This is a genomic window from Streptomyces sp. NPDC031497 (assembly GCF_055580905.1).
The window spans coordinates 1-21,677 of sequence record NZ_JBVIKO010000001.1 but is presented as its reverse complement, the minus strand read 5'-3'; the positions used below and the strand labels follow the sequence as shown (position 1 = coordinate 21,677).

The 21,677-nt window shown below is 69.6% G+C and carries 17 protein-coding genes and 3 pseudogenes; 16 read left to right on the top strand and 4 right to left on the bottom strand.

Annotated elements, in window-relative coordinates; all coding sequences use genetic code 11:
* Positions 1 to 541 precede the first annotated feature (541 nt).
* The 6 genes and pseudogenes from ACZ5K7_RS00100 to ACZ5K7_RS00075 all read left to right on the top strand — a co-directional run bounded on the left by ACZ5K7_RS00100 (position 542) and on the right by ACZ5K7_RS00075 (position 4,986).
* Positions 542 to 1,141 (top strand): beta/gamma crystallin domain-containing protein, encoded by a 600-nt coding sequence (locus ACZ5K7_RS00100; RefSeq protein WP_351698108.1) that lies wholly within the window; start codon positions 542 to 544, stop codon positions 1,139 to 1,141.
* 287 nt (positions 1,142 to 1,428) lie between these two features.
* On the top strand, positions 1,429 to 2,244 hold the full coding sequence (locus ACZ5K7_RS00095; RefSeq protein WP_468909828.1) for a class I SAM-dependent methyltransferase: 816 nt from the start codon (positions 1,429 to 1,431) through the stop codon (positions 2,242 to 2,244).
* 162 nt (positions 2,245 to 2,406) lie between these two features.
* Positions 2,407 to 2,649: pseudogene (locus ACZ5K7_RS00090) on the top strand (transposase family protein); the annotation flags it as partial.
* Positions 2,650 to 2,872: 223 nt separating this feature from the next.
* A pseudogene (locus ACZ5K7_RS00085) lies at positions 2,873 to 3,135 on the top strand (SDR family oxidoreductase); the annotation flags it as partial.
* 499 nt (positions 3,136 to 3,634) lie between these two features.
* Entirely contained in the window at positions 3,635 to 3,838 is a 204-nt protein-coding gene (locus ACZ5K7_RS00080; protein WP_098750155.1) for a cold-shock protein, read from the top strand.
* Between the two features lie 947 nt (positions 3,839 to 4,785).
* Positions 4,786 to 4,986 carry an STAS domain-containing protein gene (locus ACZ5K7_RS00075; protein ID WP_468908676.1) on the top strand — a complete coding sequence of 67 codons (201 nt, stop codon included), beginning with the start codon at positions 4,786 to 4,788 and terminating at the stop codon, positions 4,984 to 4,986.
* Positions 4,987 to 5,423: 437 nt separating this feature from the next.
* Here the strand turns inward: ACZ5K7_RS00075 and ACZ5K7_RS00070 are convergent, their stop codons facing one another.
* Positions 5,424 to 6,617 (bottom strand): PP2C family protein-serine/threonine phosphatase, encoded by a 1,194-nt coding sequence (locus ACZ5K7_RS00070; protein ID WP_351698113.1) that lies wholly within the window; start codon positions 6,615 to 6,617, stop codon positions 5,424 to 5,426.
* Positions 6,618 to 7,374: 757 nt separating this feature from the next.
* Between ACZ5K7_RS00070 and ACZ5K7_RS00065 the strand changes: the two are divergent.
* The 9 genes and pseudogenes from ACZ5K7_RS00065 to ACZ5K7_RS00025 all read left to right on the top strand — a co-directional run.
* Positions 7,375 to 7,575 (top strand): annotated as a pseudogene (locus ACZ5K7_RS00065) (IS110 family transposase); the annotation flags it as partial.
* Positions 7,576 to 7,595: 20 nt separating this feature from the next.
* Complete coding sequence (gene pcaDC, locus ACZ5K7_RS00060) at positions 7,596 to 8,915, top strand: bifunctional 3-oxoadipate enol-lactonase/4-carboxymuconolactone decarboxylase PcaDC (protein ID WP_468908672.1); 1,320 nt, start codon at positions 7,596 to 7,598, stop codon at positions 8,913 to 8,915.
* A 28-nt stretch (positions 8,916 to 8,943) separates the two neighbouring features.
* A complete protein-coding gene (locus ACZ5K7_RS00055; protein WP_468908669.1) occupies positions 8,944 to 9,579 on the top strand; it encodes an MBL fold metallo-hydrolase in 636 nt (211 codons plus the stop codon).
* 36 nt (positions 9,580 to 9,615) lie between these two features.
* The gene (locus tag ACZ5K7_RS00050) at positions 9,616 to 10,395 is read left to right on the top strand and encodes an exodeoxyribonuclease III (protein ID WP_351698835.1); all 780 of its coding nucleotides are present in this window, start codon (positions 9,616 to 9,618) and stop codon (positions 10,393 to 10,395) included.
* 16 nt (positions 10,396 to 10,411) lie between these two features.
* Positions 10,412 to 10,819 (top strand): DUF6278 family protein, encoded by a 408-nt coding sequence (locus ACZ5K7_RS00045; protein ID WP_351698837.1) that lies wholly within the window; start codon positions 10,412 to 10,414, stop codon positions 10,817 to 10,819.
* 186 nt (positions 10,820 to 11,005) lie between these two features.
* The gene (locus ACZ5K7_RS00040) at positions 11,006 to 11,749 is read left to right on the top strand and encodes an amino acid ABC transporter ATP-binding protein (RefSeq protein ID WP_468908664.1); all 744 of its coding nucleotides are present in this window, start codon (positions 11,006 to 11,008) and stop codon (positions 11,747 to 11,749) included.
* 16 nt (positions 11,750 to 11,765) lie between these two features.
* On the top strand, positions 11,766 to 12,683 hold the full coding sequence (locus ACZ5K7_RS00035) for a glutamate ABC transporter substrate-binding protein (RefSeq protein ID WP_468908661.1): 918 nt from the start codon (positions 11,766 to 11,768) through the stop codon (positions 12,681 to 12,683).
* A gap of 11 nt (positions 12,684 to 12,694) precedes the next feature.
* On the top strand, positions 12,695 to 13,339 hold the full coding sequence (locus ACZ5K7_RS00030) for an amino acid ABC transporter permease (protein ID WP_468908658.1): 645 nt from the start codon (positions 12,695 to 12,697) through the stop codon (positions 13,337 to 13,339).
* Positions 13,336 to 14,184 carry an amino acid ABC transporter permease gene (locus ACZ5K7_RS00025; protein WP_468908655.1) on the top strand — a complete coding sequence of 283 codons (849 nt, stop codon included), beginning with the start codon at positions 13,336 to 13,338 and terminating at the stop codon, positions 14,182 to 14,184. The genes ACZ5K7_RS00030 and ACZ5K7_RS00025 overlap by 4 nt, the downstream gene beginning before the upstream one ends.
* 42 nt (positions 14,185 to 14,226) lie before the next feature.
* Here the strand turns inward: ACZ5K7_RS00025 and ACZ5K7_RS00020 are convergent, their stop codons facing one another.
* The gene (locus ACZ5K7_RS00020; RefSeq protein ID WP_468908652.1) at positions 14,227 to 15,843 is read right to left on the bottom strand and encodes a CocE/NonD family hydrolase; all 1,617 of its coding nucleotides are present in this window, start codon (positions 15,841 to 15,843) and stop codon (positions 14,227 to 14,229) included.
* 117 nt (positions 15,844 to 15,960) lie between these two features.
* Positions 15,961 to 16,725, bottom strand: a complete 765-nt coding sequence (locus ACZ5K7_RS00015) for a hypothetical protein (RefSeq protein WP_351698849.1) — start codon at positions 16,723 to 16,725, stop codon at positions 15,961 to 15,963.
* Positions 16,726 to 16,868: 143 nt separating this feature from the next.
* Here ACZ5K7_RS00015 and ggt point away from each other — a divergent pair, with 143 nt between their 5' ends.
* A complete protein-coding gene (gene ggt, locus ACZ5K7_RS00010; protein ID WP_468908649.1) occupies positions 16,869 to 18,662 on the top strand; it encodes a gamma-glutamyltransferase in 1,794 nt (597 codons plus the stop codon).
* A gap of 73 nt (positions 18,663 to 18,735) precedes the next feature.
* Here the strand turns inward: ggt and ACZ5K7_RS00005 are convergent, their stop codons facing one another.
* The gene (locus ACZ5K7_RS00005) at positions 18,736 to 21,282 is read right to left on the bottom strand and encodes an ATP-dependent Clp protease ATP-binding subunit (protein WP_351698853.1); all 2,547 of its coding nucleotides are present in this window, start codon (positions 21,280 to 21,282) and stop codon (positions 18,736 to 18,738) included.
* Positions 21,283 to 21,677: the final 395 nt, after the last annotated feature.

The following is a 21,677-nucleotide window of genomic DNA, read 5'->3' as shown; positions in this document are numbered from 1 at the left end:
GCCCCGCTCGGCGAGGTGCTCGGCCGCCGTCGGGAAGCGGTCCTGGCGCCTGTTCCGGGTTCGCCTGTTCTGGCAGAGGCGGTGCCGGCGGGAAGAGGTGGTCTTCCAGAGCGGGCAGCCCGAACAGCATGAGAAGCGGCACCGCCGGGCCGAGCAGGGCTATCACGATCACGACGCCTCCCTGCGAAGCCGGCCATCACGGCTGAGACTTGACGGCAAGCTGGCCATGTTCACCGTGCGGCCGAACGGGGGAGGCCGGGACGTACGGAGGCACGGCCTGGCGGCGGACCGCAGCGGCTTGTGCACTGCTCGGGTGCGGGCGGCCACGAGCCGGCACCTCACGCCTCCGCCCCGTTCGGCGCCCTTCTCAGCCGAAGGGGGCGCCGCCACAGGGGCGGCCCGGCCGGAGCGCGGGCGTATGCCAGCGCGTTCTGTACCCGGTGTGCTGCTCCTTCACTACCAGCCGCCACAGTGTCCGAGGGTAATCGGAGGGTAACTCTGTGTTGTCCGCGTGATTATGCGATCCTCACCAGAGGGGCACATGAGCGAGCAAGAAGTCACCTTCTACACCCAGCCCAACTACACGGGCGACGCCCACACCTACGCAGTCGGAACCGACGAGAACCTGTACCCGGGCGGACTCAACGACAAGTTCAAGTCCGTCAAGGTCGGCCGGAAAGCCAAGGTCCTGGCCTGGCAGCACAGTAACCAGAGCGGCAAGTACCGGGAATGGGATCTCGACCAGCCGGACATCTCCGACATCGGCGGGCTGACCCGGTTCAAGGTCGTCGAGAGCACCACGCTGCCCATCGCGGTCCGGCTCCAGGACCTCACCGGCGCCCAGGCCGGACGGTACAGCCTCAAGGCCGCTTCCTACGACGTCGGCGACACCATCGTCCGCTCCGGCGACCCGGAGTACGGGCTCGTCGGCGTCATGCCCGAGGACGGCCCGCCGGTCACCACCGCCATCTACGTCCGCGACGAGCACTCCGGCGTCTACGTTGCTGTGGGCGCCATCTACTTCGTCTGGAACTCAGACACCAAGTCGATCGACGTCGCCGACGCCTCGAATGTCCCCGAGAACCTGGACTACTCGCGAGACGGCCGCAACCAGTTCACCTTCAAGCTCACCGGGGACTAGCAGCCGACGGCGTCGCGCAGACGACGAAGGGGCCGGAGCGTCTCGCGCTCCGACCTCTTCCCGCAGTTGGCAATGAGCGTGAGCAGGGGCTCTGGTCCACTTCGTGTGGTCGCGTACACAGGGTGACTTTGATCTTCGCCGATGGCGGTTTTGGTGGTCGTGGGCGGTCAGTGCGCGCATGACTGGCCGGCCGCGCATGAACCTGGCTCCACTCATCAGGCCCCTTGGAGTCGATCACCTAGGCTGGCGCGGTGACTGATGAGCAGGAGCGGGTGCAGCCGTCGGGAGTGTGGGCCACGGCGGTGGGGGTGGCCAGGGTGCGGGCGCTGGAGACCGCGCGGGAGAACGCGCTGTTCCGCGACCCACTGGCACAGGCCTTCGCCACCGCCGGCGGCTTGTGGCCCTCCTCGCCGCCGCTGCCCGATGACGAGGCCGCGCGACGCCGCTGGCTGGGCGTGGCGTTCTCCATCGTCATCAGGACGAAGTTCCTCGACGACCTGCTGAAGCAAGCCTCCGCGTCCGGGGTCCGGCAGGTTGTGCTGCTCGGCGCCGGCATGGACAGCCGGGCCTTCCGGATGGACTGGCCCGAGGGCACCCGGCTGTTCGAGGTCGACACCGCCGCGCCACTGGACTTCAAGGCTTCGGTGCTGCGCCAGGAGCGGGCCGTCGCACGCTGCGAGCGGATCACCGTCGCGGTGGATCTGCGTGAGGACTGGCCAGGCGCGCTGGCCGCCGCAGGGCACGACCCGGCCGTGCCGACCGTGTGGATCGCCGAAGGACTGCTGATCTATCTGCCCGAGGACGCGGTGGAACTCCTTCTGGCCCGGATCAGCGCGCAGTCGGCGGCAGGCAGTCGGATGGGGCTGACGTTGGGCTCTCGCGGCGTGATCGAGCGCTTCGGCGCGGACGCCGCGCCGGGATCGGCGGCGTCCATGTGGATCTCGGAGATGCCCGACGACCCGGTGGGCTGGCTGGCCGGGCACGGCTGGGAGGCCGACAGCCACACCCTGCGCGAGCGCGCTGCCGCCTACGGCCGCCCGATCAGCACCCCGCCGCGGCGCGAGGAGCAGCCCGGCGGACTGAACTCGGCGGTCCGCCGGTAGAGGGCCTACCGGTTCCCTAGATGATCGATTCCAAGGGGCCTGATGAGTGGAGCTGGGTTCATGCGCGGCCAGCCGGTCATGCGCGCGCTTACCGCCTACGACCACTAAAGTTCGCCCGGAAATCGCCTGGCTGGACGGTGGTGTGGTCGACAGTCCTTCGCCGTGAACGAAGTGCTGCCGCAGTTGAACGAGCTGCTGTTTTCCTCGGTCGAGGGCGTGTTGGTGGAATCGGTCGAGGTGATCGACACGGTCGTCCGGGTCGAGGCCCGTACGACCGCAGGGCGGGCGGCCTGTCCGGGGTGCGGGTGCTGGTCGGGGCGAATACACGGCTCCTACCTGCGATTTCCTCGTGATCTGCCGACGGCGGGCAAGTTCGTCGTGGTGTCGTTGCAGGTGCGGAGGTTCGTCTGCGAGGAGGAATCCTGCGAGCGCATGACCTTCGCCGAGCAAGTACCCGGTCTCACCCGCAGGTTCGGGCGGCGGACCGAGCGGCTACGGTCGATGCTGGTATCGGTCGGTCTTGCGCTCGCGGGCCGGGCCGGCGCCCGGATGACGGACGCCTTCAAGGTTCCGGTCAGCCGGAACACCCTGCGCCCGCGCCTTCGCCGAGGCCGACGCCGCCGTCGTCCTGGCCGACCTGACGAGAAGGCCGTTCAGCGCGCCGCCGAGGAACTCAACGCGGCCGGACACCGGGCGATCGGCGTCGTCTGTGACGTCACGGACGAGGACCAGGCGGCCGCGATGGTCGACCACGCGGTCGCGGAGTACGGCCGCCTCGACATGGCGTTCAACAACGCCGGGATTCAGGTGCCGCCCAGCGATGCGGCAGACGAGACGGCCGAGAACTTCGACCGCGTCAACGCCGTGAATCTGCGCGGAGTATGGGCGGCCCAGACCGGGATCCCCGCAGTGTGGCGCGGAAGACGCCGTGCCGGCTCGGGTCGTACAGCAGCAGGTGGGAGATCTGGGTGACCGCGATGACGTAGACGAGGCCGTAAAACGGTCGGCGGACGAGACCGACACCGCGCCCGCGTAGGGGTTGGTCGCCTCAGGAGGACTTCGAGCACCCGCCGGGTCGTCCCTGTACGGGCGGGGGTGTTCGCAGTCTCACCGGCTTGCTGTGTCGGAGCACCGGTCCGTCCGACGGGATATCCGCAGCAAGGCACGTTCCGTTCGCGGCTTGTCGAAGTTATGGACAGGGCACTCCCCGATGTCCGTAGCTTCGACCGCACGGGCCGTGTAACGTCCAGGTCAGCAGTCGTGGTTCCGAAGTACCGCCCGTGGACGTGAGTTCACGGGCAGCTTGCTGTTCAGCGTCTCTGAGGACCAGGACGACCACCTCCGGCTCCGCAAGGTGCGAGAGCCGACTTCGAGTCCCCTTGGAGGACACATGGCCAGCGGAACCGTCAAGTGGTTCAACGCGGAAAAGGGCTTCGGCTTCATCGAGCAGGACGGCGGAGGCCCGGACGTCTTCGCCCACTACTCGAACATCAACGCCTCCGGCTTCCGTGAGCTCCAGGAAGGCCAGAAGGTGAACTTCGACATCACCCAGGGCCAGAAGGGCCCGCAGGCGGAGAACATCACTCCCGCCTGAGCTGTCCAACTCCGCGACGCCCGCCTCGGTAAACCGAGGCGGGCGTCGCGCGTCAGTGCGGGGCATGAGGATGTCCTCGGTGGGGGCCGACCTGTCGTGCTCACCTACCACGAGCCGCCGGCGGATCGTTCGGAGCACGAGACAGGTGAGCAGCGAGCGACCGCGTGGCGGGCACCCCGGCGTACTCGCCGCCCGGCACAGGTAGTTGTTCAAATCCGGGACGTGACTGAGCGTGTGATCATGCTGTGAGGTCGTACTCCGGCTGGTCGGGGCCAGGGTGGCTTGTGGAATACATGAGCTGCGGCCCGGATATGTTCGACGACCCGTTGTGCGTGCAGGCCGTGAGGTACGCGGACCACTTGCGGGCGTTCGTTGCCATCAGTGAACGCCAGTTGTCGCGTAGGTTCGGGCATCGGTCGAGTTTGTACACAGGGGGCGCGGGTGTGGCGAGGGGCGGCAGGATGAGTGCGTGCTGTCCCGGGTCTGGGCCTGACTCAGGGTTTGTTTGACCGAGGCGTCTTGGAGTCACAGTGTCGACTGCCGGCCGGGGACGGTGCGTTGTCGGTGCCGGGCTGACGGGGCGTGTCCCGAAGGGGCCTGCCGATCATTGTGGCGTCCTCACGATTCTGACCGCCCGACGCGGCCCGGTACCGGCAACGCGACGCGCCGTCGGACCGGAAGGGGAACCGGCATGCCCCGATCGGCCATGTGCGCATCGATCATGCCGAGTACGCCTCCTGCTCGGCAGGCCCGTCGTCGCCCTGTAGGGGAGGTGGTGCTGGAGGGGCAGGCGCCGGGATACCCCTGTCGCTGCGGTGTTGTCCATGACGGGGCCCGTGCTTGCCGCCGGCGCGTTCCCCGCCACGGCGGCGGGATTCCGCGATGTGCGTAGTGAGCCAGGAAGTCTTGCGCCGTCAGGTGACCCGGGATGCCTTTCGCCCCGGATCGTGGCAGACCTCAGCGGCGTGACCTCCATGGACTCCATCGGGATCCACGTCTTCGTGGCCGCCCACCGGCGCGTGAGCGACGCTCAGGGATGGCTGCGCATCGCGGGAGCTCAGGGATCCGTCATGCGTCTGCTGCAACTGGTCGGCATCGACAAGCTCATCCCCTGCCACCTCACCGTCGAGCAGGCCCTGAACATTTGAGGCCCTGCTCGGCCTGGCTCAGGGCGTCTACCCGATACCGGTGCCGCTGCACCGCCGAGTCCAGCTCCTGGCCCACTGGTCCCGGTAGCGGCTGCCCCAATGCCCAGCCGAGCGGGGCTTCCGCGCTCGTGTGCAGCTTGACGTTGGTGCGCTGGGAGAACTTCCATACGGGGCGAGGTCTCCGGTACACCTGCCCACGACCGCAGCAGCAAGACGCGCTCGCTGTGGCGTGAAGATCACACAGGTCGGATGGCTCTTCGCCGGCTGTGGGACAGTGAAGAGCCCGAGTGGCTGTTTCCCCAATCCCTGCCGCCGAGTCGCCCTCCCGTCCAAGCTCACACTCGCTTCGTACGGCCAACGGCCGCGTTCAAGACGCTCTCCGGGGTACGTCACCTGGCGCCGCTCTCAGTAGGGACTCAGGAGCAGGCCGTTGCGGCTCATCGCTGCGGGTCGGGTCTGGTCTCGGCTGGCCGGCTGCGATTGCCGTGCCAGTCCAGTATCAGGACCGTAGCGTCGTCCTTGAGGCTGCCGTGGCAGGCGTCAAGCACCGCGGCGGTCAGGGTCCGGACGGCTTCTCGCGGGTGCAGCGCGCGGGTGTCGTGAACGACCGAGGCCAGGTCGACGGCCGCGGCACCGCGCTCCTGCATTCCGTCGGTGAGCAGGACCAGGCGGTCCCCGGGACGCAAGTGCAGTTCCTGTAGGAAGTAGGTGGTGGGTGCCGCCACACCGAAGGGCAGGTTGACGGCGAGTTTCACCTCTTCGACGGCGTTGTCACGCAGCAGCAGCGGCTGGGGGTGGCCGGCGTTGACCAGTTCGCACAAACCCGTTTCGAGGTCGACGCACAGCAGCTGCCCGGTGGCCAGGCCGCGGCTGTGACTTAGCAGGGTCTCGTGGGCGTGGCGGGCCTGCTCGAGGGCATCACAGCCGCTGCGACGTGCCCGCCGCAGCGCGCCGACCAGCAAGGTGGCCAGCAGAGCGGAGTTGGTGTCGTGGCCCATGGCATCGGTGATGGACAGGTGCAGGGTGTCGCGGTCGAGGGTGTAGTCGTAGGTGTCGCCGCCGATGTCGTCGGCCGGGACCAGCCCGGCGGCGAGGGTGAACTGGGCCGCCTCGCAGCAGGGGGCCGAGGGAAGCAGCTGGTGCTGGATCTCCGCGGCCAGGCTGGTCCTGGTGGTGCGCCGGCCCAGGTGGTACAGATCGGTGAAGCGGCGGTCCGTGACGATGACGTAGGCCAGTGCGTGGGCCGCGTCGCGGACCTGTCGGAGCACGGTGTCGTCGGCGGACTGCAGGGTCACCTCCAGGACGCCGATGCAGTCGCCGCGGTTGGTGACCGGCGTGATGACGCGCCGCCCGCCCTGTCCGTCCGGTTCCACATGCTGGCGCTGGCTCTGCAGAACGCTGTCGTAGACGCTGCCCTGCAAGGCGATCGGCTCGCCAGGGTCGGTGGCCTCATCGCCGGCCGCGGCGAGGCGTACCAGCCGCTGGCCGATGAGGTCGACGAACAGGAAGGACGCGTGCTCGGCACCGAAACGCTTTTGCAGGTCGTGTGCCACGACGTCGACGGACTCACCAGGCGGGGCCGCTTCCGCAGCGGCCAGCAATTCGCCCAGTTCCAGATCTCCACCCTTCACAGCAACCTCCTGTCGGTTGCCCCACCTTCTTCCCCGAGTCTGCGCAGCATCACCTGATCTGCCCATTTCTCCTGGTCAGGACAGCGGGCCGGATCGGTACGAGCAGGTCCCGGGTCCGTCAGGCGGCGCCCGTGGACGGTCGTGCGGCTAGTGCGTCGGCGGCCCTGGATACAGAGGAAACAGCATGTCGACTGCATGCGAGCGACCCAGGAACGGGCCGATGCCCCTCCGGTGCACGGTGGTTGCCGGACCGCCGCTGCCCACCACTGACAACAGGAGCAGACGACGATGACCTGGCAGTGGATCGCCTTGGCGATCTTCTCCCTCACCCTGCAGCCTGCTGCCGGACTGGTCAGGGCCAGCGGCTGGGCGCCACGCCGCCTACGAAGCCGGTTCACCCCCTACGGGCCCTCTGGTTGAATCCCTCTCCCGGATGTCGCCAACTCGATCCGCCCTGACGTGTCGCGAGTACTTCGCCCAGTCAAAATCGTGAACATGATCCCTGGCGCGCCACCGTCACAGCCAGTTTGTCGTCTGATGCGTGGTCAGAGCCGTCCAGGACAGACGGGCGGGGTTGCAACCAATGCGACGGCTGTGACCTGCCCGGCCACCCGCTCGCTTACGGCAGAGTTGCTCTTGCGGCGGGTTCGGGTGGCAGCACTGCTTGTGCTCCCTTGGGCTTTCAGTGGCCGCGCATCCGTCGCAGGGCGCCGATGCGGGCTGCCTCCGGCTCGAACGGTGACTGCGAGAACTGACGCAGGCAAATGCCGCGCTCCACCACATCGTGTTCACCCGTCTGCGGGTGGACTCGCGCACCCAGGACTACCACGAGCGCCGGATCAAGGAGGGCAAGACCCGGCGCGAAATCGTCCGTTGCCTCAAACGCTATGCGGCCCGGGAGGTCTTCCACCTGGTCAAACAGCTACAGCCAGACCCCCGCTCAGAGGGGCTGTCGTGACAGATGAGAGGGTCAGGCGGGTGAGCGAGACACCACCGAACACCCTGCAATACCGCTTTGACGGGCCAGAAGACGCTCCTGTCCTGATCCTGGGTCCCTCACTGGGTACCACATGGCACATGTGGGACCGGCAGGTCCCGGAGTTGACCCAGCAGTGGCGGGTCTTCCGTTACGACCTCCCCGGGCACGGCGGCTCCCCGGCGCACCCGGCCGGTTCCGTCACCGAGCTGACCGCCCGGCTGCTGGCCACGCTCGACTCCTTCGGCGTCCAGCGCTTCGGCTACGCCGGCTGCGCGCTCGGCGGTGCCGTCGGCATCGAGCTGGCCCTGCGGCACCCGGAGCGGATCGCCTCGCTCGCGCTGGTCGCCGCCTCGCCCCGGTTCGGGACGGCGGACGAGTTCCGGCAGCGCGGTGTGATCGTACGGACGAACGGCCTCGACCCGATCGCCAGGACCTCGCCGGAGCGCTGGTTCACCGGCGGGTTCGCCGCCGCGCAGCCCGCTATCACCGAGTGGGCCGTCCAGATGGTGCGCACCACCGACCCCGGCTGCTACATCGCCGCCTGCGAGGCCCTCGCGGGCTTCGACGTACGGCACGAACTCGCCCGGATCGGCGTGCCCACGCTCGTCCTGGTCGGCTCGGACGACCAGGTCACGGGGCCCGCCGAGGCCCGCACCCTGGTCGCCGGGATCCCGGACGCCCGGCTCGCCGTGGTACCCGGCGCCTCCCATCTGGTCCCGGTCGAGCAGCCCGCCGCCGTCACCGACCTGCTGGTCCGGCACTTCTCCACCGCCTGGCAGCCCGCCTACGACTCGACCACCGGACAGATGGCCATCCCGGCCGCCCCGCTGAAACCGGTCCTGCCGGCCGCACCGCAGGCCGTGCCCCAGGTCGCTCCGCAGGTCACGCCCATCGCCGAGATCGCCCCGGCCGCCGCGGTGCCCCAGCCGCTCGGGCGGCCCGATCCCTACGACGCGGGACTCAAGGTCCGCCGGGAGGTGCTCGGGGACGCGCATGTGGACCGGGCGCTGGCGCAGGCCGACGAGTTCTCCGGGGACTTCCAGGAGTTCATCACCCGCTACGCGTGGGGCGAGATCTGGGACCGGCCCGGACTCGACCGGCGCTCGCGCAGCTGTGTCACGCTCACCGCGCTGGTCGCGGGCGGCCACCTGGAGGAGCTGGGCTTCCACGTCCGCGCGGCCCTGCGCAACGGCCTCACTCCGCACGAGATCAAGGAGGTCCTGCTCCAGACGGCGGTGTACTGCGGGGTACCGGCGGCGAACAGCGCGTTCCGGGTCGCCCAGCAGATCATCCGCGAGGAGACCACTCCCGAGGACTGAGGGACGGTCCGGGGGCAGGATGGTGACCATGAAGCTCACGAAGAAGTCCCACGCGTGCGTGCGCCTGGAGAAGGACGGGCGCACGCTCGTCCTCGACCCCGGAGGTTTCAGCGAGGAGGACGCGGCCGTCGGCGCGGACGCGATCCTGGTCACGCACGAGCACCCCGACCACTTCGACGAGGGCCGGCTGCGGGCCGCGCTGGACGCCGACCCGGCCGCCGAGATCTGGACCCTGAAGTCCGTCGCCGACCAGCTCGCGGCGGCCTTCCCGGGCCGGGTGCACACCGTCGGCCACGGCGACACCTTCACCGCCGCCGGCTTCGACGTCCAGGTGCACGGCGAACTGCACGCGGTGATCCACCCCGACATCCCGCGCATCACCAACGTCGGCTACCTGATCGACGGCGGCAAGGTCTTCCACCCCGGCGACGCCCTCACCGTCCCCGACCACCCCGTCGAGACGCTGATGCTCCCGGTGATGGCCCCCTGGAACAAGATCTCCGAGGTCATCGACTACGTCCGCGAGGTGAGGCCGCGGCGCGCCTACGACATCCACGACGCCCTGCTCACCGACCTGGCCCGGCCGATCTACGACCGCCAGATCGGCGCCCTGGGCGGCGCGGACCACCAGCGGCTGGCCCCGGGGGCCTCGGCGGACGTCTGAGGCGCGTTGTCAGAGGGGCCCGGTAGGTTGTCAGGCATGCGCATCGCGACCTGGAACGTGAACTCGATCACCGCCCGCCTGCCGAGGCTCCTCGCCTGGCTGGAGAGCAGCGGCACCGACGTGCTCTGCCTCCAGGAGGCCAAGGTCGCCGAGGCGCAGTTCCCGACCGAGCAACTGCGCGAGCTGGGCTATGAGGCGGCGGTCCACGCCACCGGCCGGTGGAACGGCGTGGCGGTGCTCTCCAAGGTCGGTCTGGCGGACGTCGTCAAGGGCCTGCCCGGCGACCCCGGGTACGACGGGAGCGTGGAGCCGCGCGCGATCTCGGCGACCTGCGGCCCGGTCCGGGTCTGGTCGGTGTACGTGCCCAACGGCCGCGAGGTGGACCACCCGCACTACGCCTACAAGCTCCAGTGGTTCGAGGCCCTCAAGGCGGCCGTGTCCGGGGACGCGGGCGGCAGTCGCCCCTTCGCGGTCCTCGGGGACTACAACGTGGCGCCGACGGACGACGACGTCTTCGACACGGCCGCCTTCGAGGGCCTCACCCATGTCACCCCGGCCGAGCGCGCCGCCCTGACCTCGCTGCGCGAGACCGGTCTGTCCGACGTGGTCCCGCGCCCCCTGAAGTACGACCACCCCTACACCTACTGGGACTACCGCCAGCTGGCCTTCCCCAAGAACCGCGGCATGCGCATCGACCTGGTGTACGGCAACGAACCCTTTGCCAAGGCTGTGCAGGACGCCTACGTCGACCGCGAGGAGCGCAAGGGAAAGGGCGCCTCCGATCACGCCCCGGTGGTGGTGGACCTGGAGGTGTAAGTGTCAACCTGGGTCCATGAACATCCCCTTTCTGGGCAACAGGCACGCCAAGACCGGTGACGTGCCCCTGACCGCCGACCCCGATCTGCTCGCCGAGTGCGAGCTGCTGCGTGCCCAGGCGGCCGAGGAGGGTGTCACGCTCGACGACACCCCGGCCTCGCTCGAGGCCCTCGACCAGCTGGTCCCGCGCTGGCGGGACGACGAGGAGACCCTGACCTGGCTGGGCACCGACGCCGGCCTGTATCTGGGCACCGTCCTGACCAGGACCGTGCCCGGCGCGGAATGGGAGATCCGCGCGGACGGGGAGCCGGTCGTACGACTGGAGTCCGGGCGGGAGTTCAAGGTGGTCGAGTCCGGCCACGACTGGGCCGAGAGCGGGGTCCCCGAGCTCTCCCAGCTCTACGCGGAGGTCGCCGAGACCTGACCGGCGGCCGTGCGAACGGCGATCACGGTCAGCGATCACTGCAGCGATCGGTACGGCGATCGTTACAGCGATAAAGACGGCGTAAATACGGCTAATGCCCGAAAAGTGCGTGTCGTGCCTTAAGTCTGCTCGCGGCTGGATAGTTTGCGGCAACCACGACACAGCTGAGAGTGGGTAGGGCTGCGGATGGCCGTCGATCCTCTGATCGAGCTGCGGGACGTCAACAAGTACTTCGGCGAGCTCCATGTCCTGCGGGACGTCGATCTCACCGTCGGCAAGGGGGAGGTGGTCGTCGTCATCGGCCCCTCGGGGTCGGGCAAGTCGACGTTGTGCCGCACGATCAACCGCCTGGAGACCATCCAGTCCGGGAGGATCATGCTCGACGGGCAGCCGCTCCCCGAGGAGGGCAGGGCCCTCGCGAGGCTCCGTGCCGAGGTCGGCATGGTCTTCCAGTCCTTCAACCTGTTCGCCCACAAGACGGTCCTGCAGAACGTCTCCCTCGCCCAGATCAAGGTCCGCGGACGCAGGAAGGAGCAGGCCGACCGGCGCTCGCACGAACTCCTCGACCGCGTGGGCCTGTCGGCGCAGGCCGGCAAACTCCCCGCACAGCTCTCCGGCGGCCAGCAGCAGAGGGTGGCCATCGCCCGCGCCCTCGCCATGGAACCCAAGGCACTCCTCTTCGACGAGCCCACCTCGGCCCTCGACCCCGAGATGATCAACGAGGTCCTCGAAGTCATGCGGCAGCTCGCCCGGGACGGCATGACCATGGTCGTCGTCACCCACGAGATGGGCTTCGCGCGCTCCGCCGCCAACCGCGTGGTGTTCATGGCCGACGGCCGTGTCGTCGAGGACCGCGCCCCGGAGGAGTTCTTCACCGCCCCGCGCAGCGAGCGCGCCAAGGACTTCCTGTCCAAGATCCTCAAGCACTGAGCGGGGGGCACCACCCATGGCCAGTACCGTCCGTGTGCCCACCGCCGTGGCCGTGCTCACCGTCCTGCTCGCCACCGCCGGTGGCTGCGGCAAGGAGGGCAGCCCGCCGAAGAAGGGGCCGGCGGCCGAGGGACTGCCCGACTACCAGGTGGCGCAGGGCTTCCGGCTGCCCGGTTCCCCGACCTGGACGCGGGCGAAGAAGCGCGGCCACTTCACCGTCGGCGCCAAGGAGGACCAGCCCTACCTCGGCGAGCGGGACCCGGCCGCCGGCGGCTACTCGGGCTTCGACATCGAGATCGCCAGGATGATGTCCGCCTCCCTCGGGCTCGCCCCGGAGACCATCCGCTTCCGGACCATCGCCTCCGCCAACCGCGAGACCGCCCTGCAGAACGGCCAGATCGACTACTACGTCGGCACCTACACCATCAACGCCAACCGCAGGAAGCTGGTCGGCTTCGCCGGGCCCTACTACCTGGCCGGCCAGTCCCTCCTCGTCCGCCACGACGAGAACGACATCCACGGCCCGCAGGACCTGGCCGGCAAGCTTGTCTGCTCGGCCGCCGGTTCGACGCCGTACCAGCGGATCAGGGCCGAGTTCCCGAAGGCGGTCCTGGTCGCCTACGACACCTACTCCGTGTGCGTCGACAACCTGCTCACCTACCAGGTCGACGCCGTCACCACCGACGACGCCATCCTCATCGGCTACGCGGCGAAGGCCCCTGGCGAACTCAAGGTCGTCGGCAAGCCCTTCTCCGAGGAGCCGTACGGCATCGGCGTCCCACGCGGCGACACCGCCCTGCGCTTCGCGATGGACGACGCATTGGAGGCCCGTGAGAAGAACGGCGACTGGAAGCAGGCGTACGACGCGACGCTCGGCCTGTCCGGCGTCCCCGCCCCGAAACCGCCCCCGATCGACCGCTATCCCGCGAGCTGAGCGAGGACGGCATGAACGTACTGACAGACAACTTCCCCACGTATGCCCAAGGTTTCCTCGGCACCCTCGAACTGACCGTCTACGCCTCGGTCCTTGCCCTGGTCCTGGGCTTCCTCATGGCGTCCTTCCGGGTCGCCCCCGTCGGCTCGCTGCGGATCCTCGGCACGGCCTGGGTCACCGTGCTCCGCAACACCCCGCTCACCCTGCTGTTCTTCGCGGTGCTGCTGGGCCTGCCCCGGTTCGGACTGGTCCTTCCCTTCCAGGTGTTCGCCGTCCTCGCGCTCGGCTGCTACACCTCGGCGTTCATCTGCGAGGCACTGCGCGCCGGCATCAACACCGTGCCCAAGGGGCAGGGCGAGGCGGCCCGCAGCCTCGGGATGACCTTCGGGCAGACCCTCGGCCTGGTGATCCTGCCCCAGGCGTTCCGGTCGGTCATCCCGCCGATCGGCTCCACCCTCATCGCGCTCGCCAAGAACTCCGCGATCGCGGGCGCGTTCAGCGTCACCGAACTCCTCGGCACCTACAAGACCTTGAGCGAACTCGGCTACGACATCGTCTGGACGTTCGTCTGGATCGCCGTCGGCTACCTCGTCATCACCCTCGCCATCAGCGCCCTGTTCAACCTGCTGGAGCGGACATGGGGAGTCGCCCGATGAACGAGGCCACCGCGCTCTACGACGTTCCGGGTCCCGTCACCAGACGACGGCACACGGTGTACGGCATCCTGTCGACCCTCGTCATCCTCGGCCTGGTCGCCTGGATCCTCTACCTCCTCTTCGACACCGGACAGTTCACACATACGAAGTGGATGCCCTTCGCCTACAAGGGCATCCAGGAACTCCTGCTGCGGGGCCTCGGCAACACGCTCGTGGCCTTCGCGACGGCCGCCGTCCTCTCCCTCGCGCTGGGCGGCCTGCTGGCCACCGGACGGCTCTCGGACCACCGTCCGGTGCGCTGGGCGGCCACCGTCGTCGTGGAGTTCTTCCGCGCCATGCCCGTACTGGTGATGATCTTCTTCATCTTCGTGGCGCTGAAGGTCCAGCCGCTGCCCGCCCTGGTCGCCGGACTCACCCTCTACAACGGCTCGGTGCTCGCCGAGGTGTTCCGCTCCGGGGTGAACAGCGTCGAACGCGGCCAGCGGGAGGCCGCGTTCGCGCTCGGCATGCGCAAGACCCAGGTCATGTCGTACGTCCTGGTGCCACAGGCCGTACGGGCCATGCTGCCCGCCATCATCAGCCAGCTCGTGGTGGCCCTCAAGGACACCTCGCTGGGCTATCTCATCACCTACGAGGAGTTCCTCCATGCCGGGAAACTGATCGCATCCAACCTCGACTACGATTTGCCCTTCATCCCTGTGGTGATGGTGATCTCGCCGATCTACATCGGGATGTGCATGTTGCTCTCGTGGTTCGCCGGCCGGGTGGCCAGACGGGAGCAGCGCAGTCCCAGGACCGAGGCCGTCGAGGTGGCCCCGGCCGCACCAGGGACGCTGCTGCCGTAGGGGCGGCAGCCAGGGCCAGGCCCGGCCGGCGGCAGCCGGAGATCACTGCTCGCGCAGCGGAACGGACACGTACGACGGGTCGTCCACCGGCGAGGAGAAGGTCAGCTGCGCGCCGGACGGGTTGTGCTCGATGTAGAGCGGGTCCACGGTGTCGACCACCAGCGCGAGCCGGTGCCCGGCCGGCACGTCGTAGGCCGTGGAGAACAGGTCCAGGTCCACGTCGAACGCCTTGCCGGGGGTGCGGTCGTACCAGGTGTACGGGGCGTTGGTGACCAGCTTGCCGAGGCCGAGCGGGCCCACGTCGTACAGGTAGGCGACGAGGGTGCCGCTCTCCTTGGTCGGGGTGAGGGTGGTGTGCAGGCGGGCCGTGCCGCGCACCCGCTGGGCGCTGCCGTACCGCTCGGACTGCCAGACGGCGGCCCAGCGGCGGGGGAGCAGCGGGATCGAGGCGACCGGCGGCAGCCGGGCGATCTGGTCGAGGAGGCCGGAGAGGAGGACGACCCCGCCGTCCGCGCCCGAGTCGACGTTCGCGTGGATCGTGGTCGAGCCGGCGAGGGCGATCTGCTTGCGGGTGGCGCCCACCGACTTCCAGTCCGGGTAGCCCTCGTAGCCGCCGTCGGTACGGGACTTGAGCTGGACCGGCTGCTCACGGTCGATGCCGTTGTCCGTGCCCTTGAGGTAGTGGTCGAACCAGCGCTCGGTGTCGGTCCACACGTCGTTGGGCAGCCCCAGCAGGCCGGACAGCTCGGCCGTGGCGTGGTCGCCGGGGCGCAGTTCCAGACGCTTCGGGCCGGTCAGCTTGCCGTAGAAGTCGGCGTACTGGTTGGCCGGGAAGACGGAGTCGCTCCAGGCGTTGGCCATGAGGACGGCCGCGCCGTTCTTGTTGAGCTGGTCGACATAGGTCGCGACGGAACGTTTCGCCCCCCAGGCGATCATGTCCTGTTCCCGGTCCAGGTTCGAGGCGTAGAAGTCGTTGAAGATCTGCCGGACTTCGGGGCTCTCGCGCCCGGTGAGGGTCGCCGAGCCGTCCAGGAGGGCGGCCGCCTCGACGTGCTGGGTGCGGCCCGAGTAGATCGAGTCGATCAGATCCGCCCAGCCGCTGAGCGCGCCGACCGCCTTGATCCGCTTGTCGTGCGCGGCGGCCAGCAGACTGATCCCGGCGCCGTACGACACCCCCGCGATGCCGATGTGGCCGGGATCGGCGGTGGTGTTGGCGAGGGCCCAGTCGATGACCTTGGACGCGTCCGCCACGTCCGGCGGACCGGCCACTTCTATCTGCCCGCCGGACTGCCAGAACCCGCGCACGTTGTAACTGAGCACGATGTAGCCGGCGTCGGCGAGCTTCTGGGCCTGGGCCAGATACTCGACCTGGGGCAGCGACCAGCTCGTGGGCAGCACGATGAGGGGGTAGCGGTGCGTGGCGTCGGCGCCCGCGGGCGTGACGAGGTTCGCCTTCAGGACGGTGCCGCCGTCGCCGGTGATGTCGACGAAGCGGACGGAGGCGGCGGCCTGCGCGGCCGGCGCCACGCCGACGACGCCGGCGGCGATCAGCGCCGCCGAGACGGCTCCCGCGGCGGTCGTGCGCAGAGCGGCGGTGCGGTGGTCGGTGCGGCTGCCGGTGACGGTGCGGCGGCTCGTTGTGGTGCGACCTCGTCCCATGGGGTCACTCCTCACTCGTGTCAGTGCAAAGTGACCAGACGGTAACCGCGACCTCTTACCGTAAGTAACCCGTCGGTAAGTTACGTGCGGGTAACGATTGTTGAATGGTGCAGCTACTCAGGAGGCGCGGTGCGTGGAGCGCGGGGTCTCGGTGGTGGCGGGCGGCAGCGGCGCCTGGGCGGCGCGGGTGACGTCCGAGACGAGTTCGACCACGTCCGGGCCGTACGCCTGCGAGTTGACCACCTTGAGGAGCAGTACGAAGGTGGTGTTGCCGTGCTTGCGTGCGAGCCGCTGGTGGTTGCGGGCGAGGTAGCGGGTGGCCGCCTGGTTGGTGATCGCGCGCTGTCCGCAGAACAGGAACACCGGGCGCGCGTCGGGGCGTTGGCCGGCGGTGAGGCGGGCGAGCAGGACGTACTCCGTGATGCCCGGGTCCAGGCGGTAGCGCTCGGTGCCGATCTGGAAGGCGCCGCGGTCCGGGCCCGGTTCCGGGTCGATGTTGACCCGCACGCCCGGCAGCATCGCGGACATGTGCGCCAGCATGCGCCGGTTCGACCCGGGCCCGCCCACGCAGAACTCGGTGCGCTCGCCGAAACCCTGCTGGACGTTGTCCTGGGTCACCATCTGGAGGTTGGCGCCGCAGTCCTTGATCAGCGCGGCCAGCTCCAGGAGCGCGAACACGTCCAGGCGGTGCACCGCGGGTTCGGAGGTGGCCGGATCGCGGTTGACGACCAGCAGTGACTCCGAGTTCTCCGGAAGACCGAAAAAGGCCTGCTTGCGGCGCAGGCCGCGGCGCCACAACGAGGTGCGGGCCAGCCAGCCGAGCGCCGCGCTGATGCCGGCGGCCACGACGCCAAGGATAATGTTGCGCAGGTCGTCATTCATGGGCGCGCATGGTAGCGGTCACAGGTGGCTGGAACGTACCCGTGTTCGAAGTGTGGCGGTCATATGACAGTGCCCTGAATGTGGCTGTCGGGGCCGGGGCTCCGCCGATACGCTGCGCGGACGTTTCGGAACTGGAGGTGCGGATGCGTCGCCCTGTCACGCGGAAACTGACCGTCCTGGCGGTCTCGGCCGCCGTGGTGTCGGTAGGGGCGGCAGCGCCTCCCGCCCCCGGCGGTGCGACCGTCGCGAAATCGCCGGTGGCCGTCGGCTACGGCGGTGCGGTCTCCAGCGTCGACGCGGACGCCACCGCCGCCGGTATCGAGGTGCTCCGCAAGGGCGGCAACGCGGTCGACGCGGCCGTAGCGACCGCCGCCGCGCTCGGGGTCACCGAGCCCTACTCCTCCGGCGTCGGCGGAGGCGGCTACTTCGTCTACTACAACGCCAAGTCCCGTACGGTGCACACGATCGACGGCCGCGAGACCGCACCGCTGACCGCCGACTCCCATCTCTTCGTGGAGAACGGCAAGCCGCTCGCCTTCGCGGACGCCGTCAGCAGCGGGCTGAGCGTCGGGACGCCCGGGACGCCGGCCACCTGGCAGACGGCGCTGGACCGGTGGGGGAGCGAACGGCTGGGCACGGTACTGAAACCGGCCGAGCGGATCGCCCGCAACGGGTTCGTCGTCGACGACACCTTCCGGTCGCAGACCGCGTCCAACGAGACCCGGTTCCGGTACTTCCCGGACACCGCGAAGCTGTTCCTGCCGGGCGGGCAGCTCCCGGTGGTGGGGTCGACCTTCAAGAACCCCGAACTGGCCCGGACCTACAAGGAGCTGGGGCGGAAGGGGATCGGGACGATCTACCGGGGGGACCTCGGCAAGGACATCGTGTCGACGGTCGACAACCCGCCGGTGGACCCCGGTTCGGGGTGGAAGGCCCGCGCGGGCAAGCTGTCGGCGAAGGACCTGGCGGCCTACCGGGCCAAGGTGCAGGCGCCGACCGAGACGGCGTACCGCGGGCTGAAGGTGTACTCGATCGCGCCGTCCTCGTCCGGTGGGACCACCGTCGGGGAAGCCCTCAACATCCTTGAGAACACCGACCTCTCGAAGGCCAGTGAGGTGCAGTATCTGCACCACTTCATCGAGGCGAGCCGGATCTCCTTCGCGGACCGGGGGAGGTGGGTCGGCGACCCCGCGTTCGAGGACGTGCCGACGAAGGGGCTGCTGTCGCAGCGGTACGCCGACGAGCGGGCGAAGCTGATCAGCGACGACGCGGTGCTGACCAGCCCGGTCGCGCCGGGTGACCCCAGCAAACCCGGGTCGACCGGTACGGCGGCGCCGACCACGTACGAGGGCGAGAACACGACGCACCTCACGGTCGCCGACAAGTGGGGGAACGTCGTCTCGTACACGCTGACCATCGAGCAGACCGGTGGCAGCGCGATCACCGTTCCCGGGCGGGGGTTCCTGCTCAACAACGAGCTGACCGACTTCTCGTTCACGCCGGCGAACCCCGCGGTGCACGACCCGAACCTGCCGGGGCCGGGGAAGCGGCCGCGGTCCTCCATCTCGCCGACGATCGTGCTCGACAAGTCCGGCAAGCCCGTGGTGGCGGTCGGTTCGCCCGGTGGGGCGACCATCATCACCACCGTGCTTCAGGTGTTGACCGAGTTCCTCGACCGGCATCTGCCGTTGGTGGACGCGATCGCCGCGCCTCGGGCGTCGCAGCGGAACGCCGCGAAGACCGAGTTGGAACCGGCGCTGTACAACGACCCCGTTGTGAGGGGGAAGTTGGAGGCCATCGGGCAGTCGTTCTCGTTGAATCCGGAGATCGGGGCGGCTACGGGGGTGCAGCGGTTGCCGGGTGGGAAGTGGCTGGCGGCTGCGGAGACGGTGCGACGGGGTGGAGGGTCGGCTCAGGTGGTGAATCCTGCGCCCTAGATGCCGACTGCGGGTGCGCGGGGGCTGGTCGCGCCCACGCGGCGTAGCCGCAGATTGACACAGCCCCGCGCCCCTAAAGGGGCGCCTTCTCAGGCCGGAACTCCAAGTGACCGTCCATGACATCCACCGTCACCCTGCTCCCCTCCGCGACCGTGCCGTCCAGAAGCAGCCGTGAGAGCTGGTTGTCGACCTCCCGCTGGATGGTGCGGCGCAGCGGTCGTGCGCCGTACTCCGGCCGGTAGCCGTGTTCTGCCAGCCAGTCGACCGCCGCGTCCGTGAAGTGGGCCGTGATGCCCTGGGCGCGCAGCATGCGGCGGGTGTGTTCCAGGAGCAGCTCGGTGATCTGGTGCAGCTGGTCACCGGTGAGCTGGCGGAAGACCACGATCTCGTCGATGCGGTTCAGGAACTCCGGACGGAAGTGGTCCCGGAGCGGGCGGAGGACCTGTTCACGGCGGGCCTCCTCCGTCGCCTCCTCCCCGCCGGGGCCGAAGCCGATGCCGGCGCCCCGCCTGGTGATCACGTCCGAGCCCAGGTTGCTCGTCATCACGATGACCGTGTTGGTGAAGTCCACCGTGCGGCCCTGGGAGTCGGTCAGGCGGCCGTCGTCCAGGACCTGGAGCAGGATGTTGAAGACGTCCGGGTGGGCCTTCTCCACCTCGTCGAGGAGCAGGAGCGAGTAGGGGTGGCGGCGGACCACCTCGGTGAGCTGCCCCGCCTCCTCGTGACCGACATAGCCGGGCGGGGCGCCGACCAGGCGGGAGACGGTGTGGCGCTCCTGGTACTCGCTCATGTCCAGGCGCACCATCCGGTCCTCGCTGCCGAACAGGACCTCGGCGAGCGCGCGGGCCAGTTCGGTCTTGCCGACGCCGGTCGGGCCGAGGAAGAGGAAGCTGCCGATCGGGCGGTCCGGGCTGGCGAGCCCGGCGCGGGAGCGGAGCACCGCCTCGGAGACGGCCGCGACCGCCTCGTCCTGGCCGATCACCCGCTGGTGCAGATGTGCCTCCAGGCCGAGCAGCCGCTCCTTCTCCTCCTGGGTGAGGCTGCTGACCGGGATACCGGTCTGGCGGGACACCACCTCGGCGATCGCCTCGACCGTCACCTCCAGGTTCAGCCCCTCGTCCACCTGGTCCTCGCCGGAGAGTTCGGTGGTGCGCGTCTTCAACTCGCTGATGCGGTCGCGGAGCTGGGTGGCACGTTCGTACTGTTCGTCGGCGACCGCCTGGTCCTTGTCGCACGTGAGCTGCTCGATCTCGCGCTCCATCGCGCGTACGTCGGTTCCCTTGGTGCGGGCGCCGAGGCGGACGCGGGCGCCGGCCTGGTCGATCAGGTCGATCGCCTTGTCCGGGAGCCTGCGGTCGGTGAGGTAGCGGTCGGAGAGCTCCACGGCGGCGACCAGCGCCTCGTCGGTGTAGCGGACCTGGTGGTGGGCCTCGTAACGGTCGCGCAGGCCGCGCAGGATCTCGATGGCGTCCGGGACCGTCGGCTCGGGCACCAGGATCGGCTGGAAGCGGCGGGCCAGCGCCGCGTCCTTCTCGATCTTGCGGAACTCCTCCAGGGTGGTCGCGCCCACGATGTGCAGCTCGCCCCGGGCCAGCGCGGGCTTGAGGATGTTGCCCGCGTCCATCGAGCCGCCCTCGCCGCCGCCTCCGGCGCCGACCACGGTGTGCAGTTCGTCGATGAAGACGACCAGTTGGTCGGAGTGGGCGCGGATCTCGTTCACGATGTTGGTCAGGCGCTCCTCGAAGTCACCCCGGAAACGGGTGCCCGCGACCACGCCGGGCAGGTCCAGGGCGATCACCCGGCGCCCGGAGAGGATGTCCGGCACGTCCCCGTCGGCGATCCGCTGGGCCAGGCCCTCGACGATGGCGGTCTTGCCGACACCGGCGTCGCCGATCAGCACGGGGTTGTTCTTGCCGCGCCGGGAGAGCACCTCGATGGTCTGCTCGATCTCGTCGTCACGGCCGATGACCGGGTCGATCCGGCCCTCCCCGGCCAGCCCGGTCAGGTCGCGGCCGTACTTGTCCAGCGTCGGCGTGCTGCTGCGCCGCCGGCTGTCCGTGCCGGTGTGGGGGCGTTCGGTCTCCGGGACATCCGGCGGCAGGCCGGCGGCGAACCGGGCCGCGTTCAGGATGTGCCCGGCGGCCGAGTCCGGGTTGGCGGCGAGCGCGCCCAGCACGTGCTCGGGGCCGATGTATCCGGCGCCGCCGGCCCGGGCCAGGTCGTGCGCGTCCAGCAGAGCCCGCTTGACGGCCGGGGTCAGGGACAGCGAGGTCGGCGGGGGCGCCTCGCCCGGCGGGTGCTGGACCGGGCCGGCGCGGCCGTCGATCTCCGTCGCCAGCGAGTCGGGATTCGCGCCGAACCTGCTGAGCAGGGAGCGGGTGGGCTCCGCCGCCAGGGCCGCGCGCAGCAGATGCTCGGTGTCGAGGTCCCGGCTGCCGTGTTCGGCGGCGTACTGGGCGGCGCCCTTGACCAGCTCCCGGGCGGGCTGGCTGAGCAGCCTGCCGATGTCGATCTGACGGGGGCCCTGGCGTTCCCCGCCTCCGCCGCCGAAGAAGCGGGCGAGGAACTCTCCGAAAGGATCCTGTCCGAAGTCGCTCGGTCCGGGGTAACCGCTGCTCATGAGCGTTCGTTCCGTTCCGGCGTCCCGGCGCCTGGCGGGACGCGCTCGCTGGTCGACGTGCCGGTCCACGCGGGTGCCCGCTGCGGGGCCCGGTCACACCACCTTCGCACGCCCGCCCGAGGGGGGCATGTCCAGCTCTTCGGGCCCGGGTGGCCGTACGCGCGGGGCGGCACCCCGCAGCGGCACCCGGTCGCGTTCCGTCCGGCCCGGTCCCCAGGGAAACCGGAATTGCCGCGGTATTAAGTCCGACGGTTGTCGTCCGACCTGTCACGGCGGTGAGGGAGTGAATTCTTTCGAAATGCCGGGCGCGGGGGGGGGGGGGGGGGGGGGGGGGGGTGGGGGGGGGGGGGGGGGGGGGGGGGGTTTGGGTCCCTTGTACGCCGGGGGGAAAAAAG

Bases quoted from the DNA above. Each gene is read 5' to 3' on its own strand.
- ACZ5K7_RS00100 (WP_351698108.1), top strand. From the start codon at position 542: ATGAGCGAGCAAGAAGTCACCTTCTACACCCAGCCCAACTACACGGGC.
- ACZ5K7_RS00080 (WP_098750155.1), top strand. From the start codon at position 3,635: ATGGCCAGCGGAACCGTCAAGTGGTTCAACGCGGAAAAGGGCTTCGGC.
- ACZ5K7_RS00055 (WP_468908669.1), top strand. From the start codon at position 8,944: ATGAAGCTCACGAAGAAGTCCCACGCGTGCGTGCGCCTGGAGAAGGAC.
- ACZ5K7_RS00050 (WP_351698835.1), top strand. From the start codon at position 9,616: ATGCGCATCGCGACCTGGAACGTGAACTCGATCACCGCCCGCCTGCCG.
- ACZ5K7_RS00045 (WP_351698837.1), top strand. From the start codon at position 10,412: ATGAACATCCCCTTTCTGGGCAACAGGCACGCCAAGACCGGTGACGTG.
- ACZ5K7_RS00040 (WP_468908664.1), top strand. From the start codon at position 11,006: ATGGCCGTCGATCCTCTGATCGAGCTGCGGGACGTCAACAAGTACTTC.
- ACZ5K7_RS00035 (WP_468908661.1), top strand. From the start codon at position 11,766: ATGGCCAGTACCGTCCGTGTGCCCACCGCCGTGGCCGTGCTCACCGTC.
- ACZ5K7_RS00030 (WP_468908658.1), top strand. From the start codon at position 12,695: ATGAACGTACTGACAGACAACTTCCCCACGTATGCCCAAGGTTTCCTC.
- ACZ5K7_RS00025 (WP_468908655.1), top strand. From the start codon at position 13,336: ATGAACGAGGCCACCGCGCTCTACGACGTTCCGGGTCCCGTCACCAGA.
- ACZ5K7_RS00020 (WP_468908652.1), bottom strand. From the start codon at position 15,843: ATGGGACGAGGTCGCACCACAACGAGCCGCCGCACCGTCACCGGCAGC.
- ACZ5K7_RS00015 (WP_351698849.1), bottom strand. From the start codon at position 16,725: ATGAATGACGACCTGCGCAACATTATCCTTGGCGTCGTGGCCGCCGGC.
- ggt (WP_468908649.1), top strand. From the start codon at position 16,869: ATGCGTCGCCCTGTCACGCGGAAACTGACCGTCCTGGCGGTCTCGGCC.
- ACZ5K7_RS00005 (WP_351698853.1), bottom strand. From the start codon at position 21,282: ATGAGCAGCGGTTACCCCGGACCGAGCGACTTCGGACAGGATCCTTTC.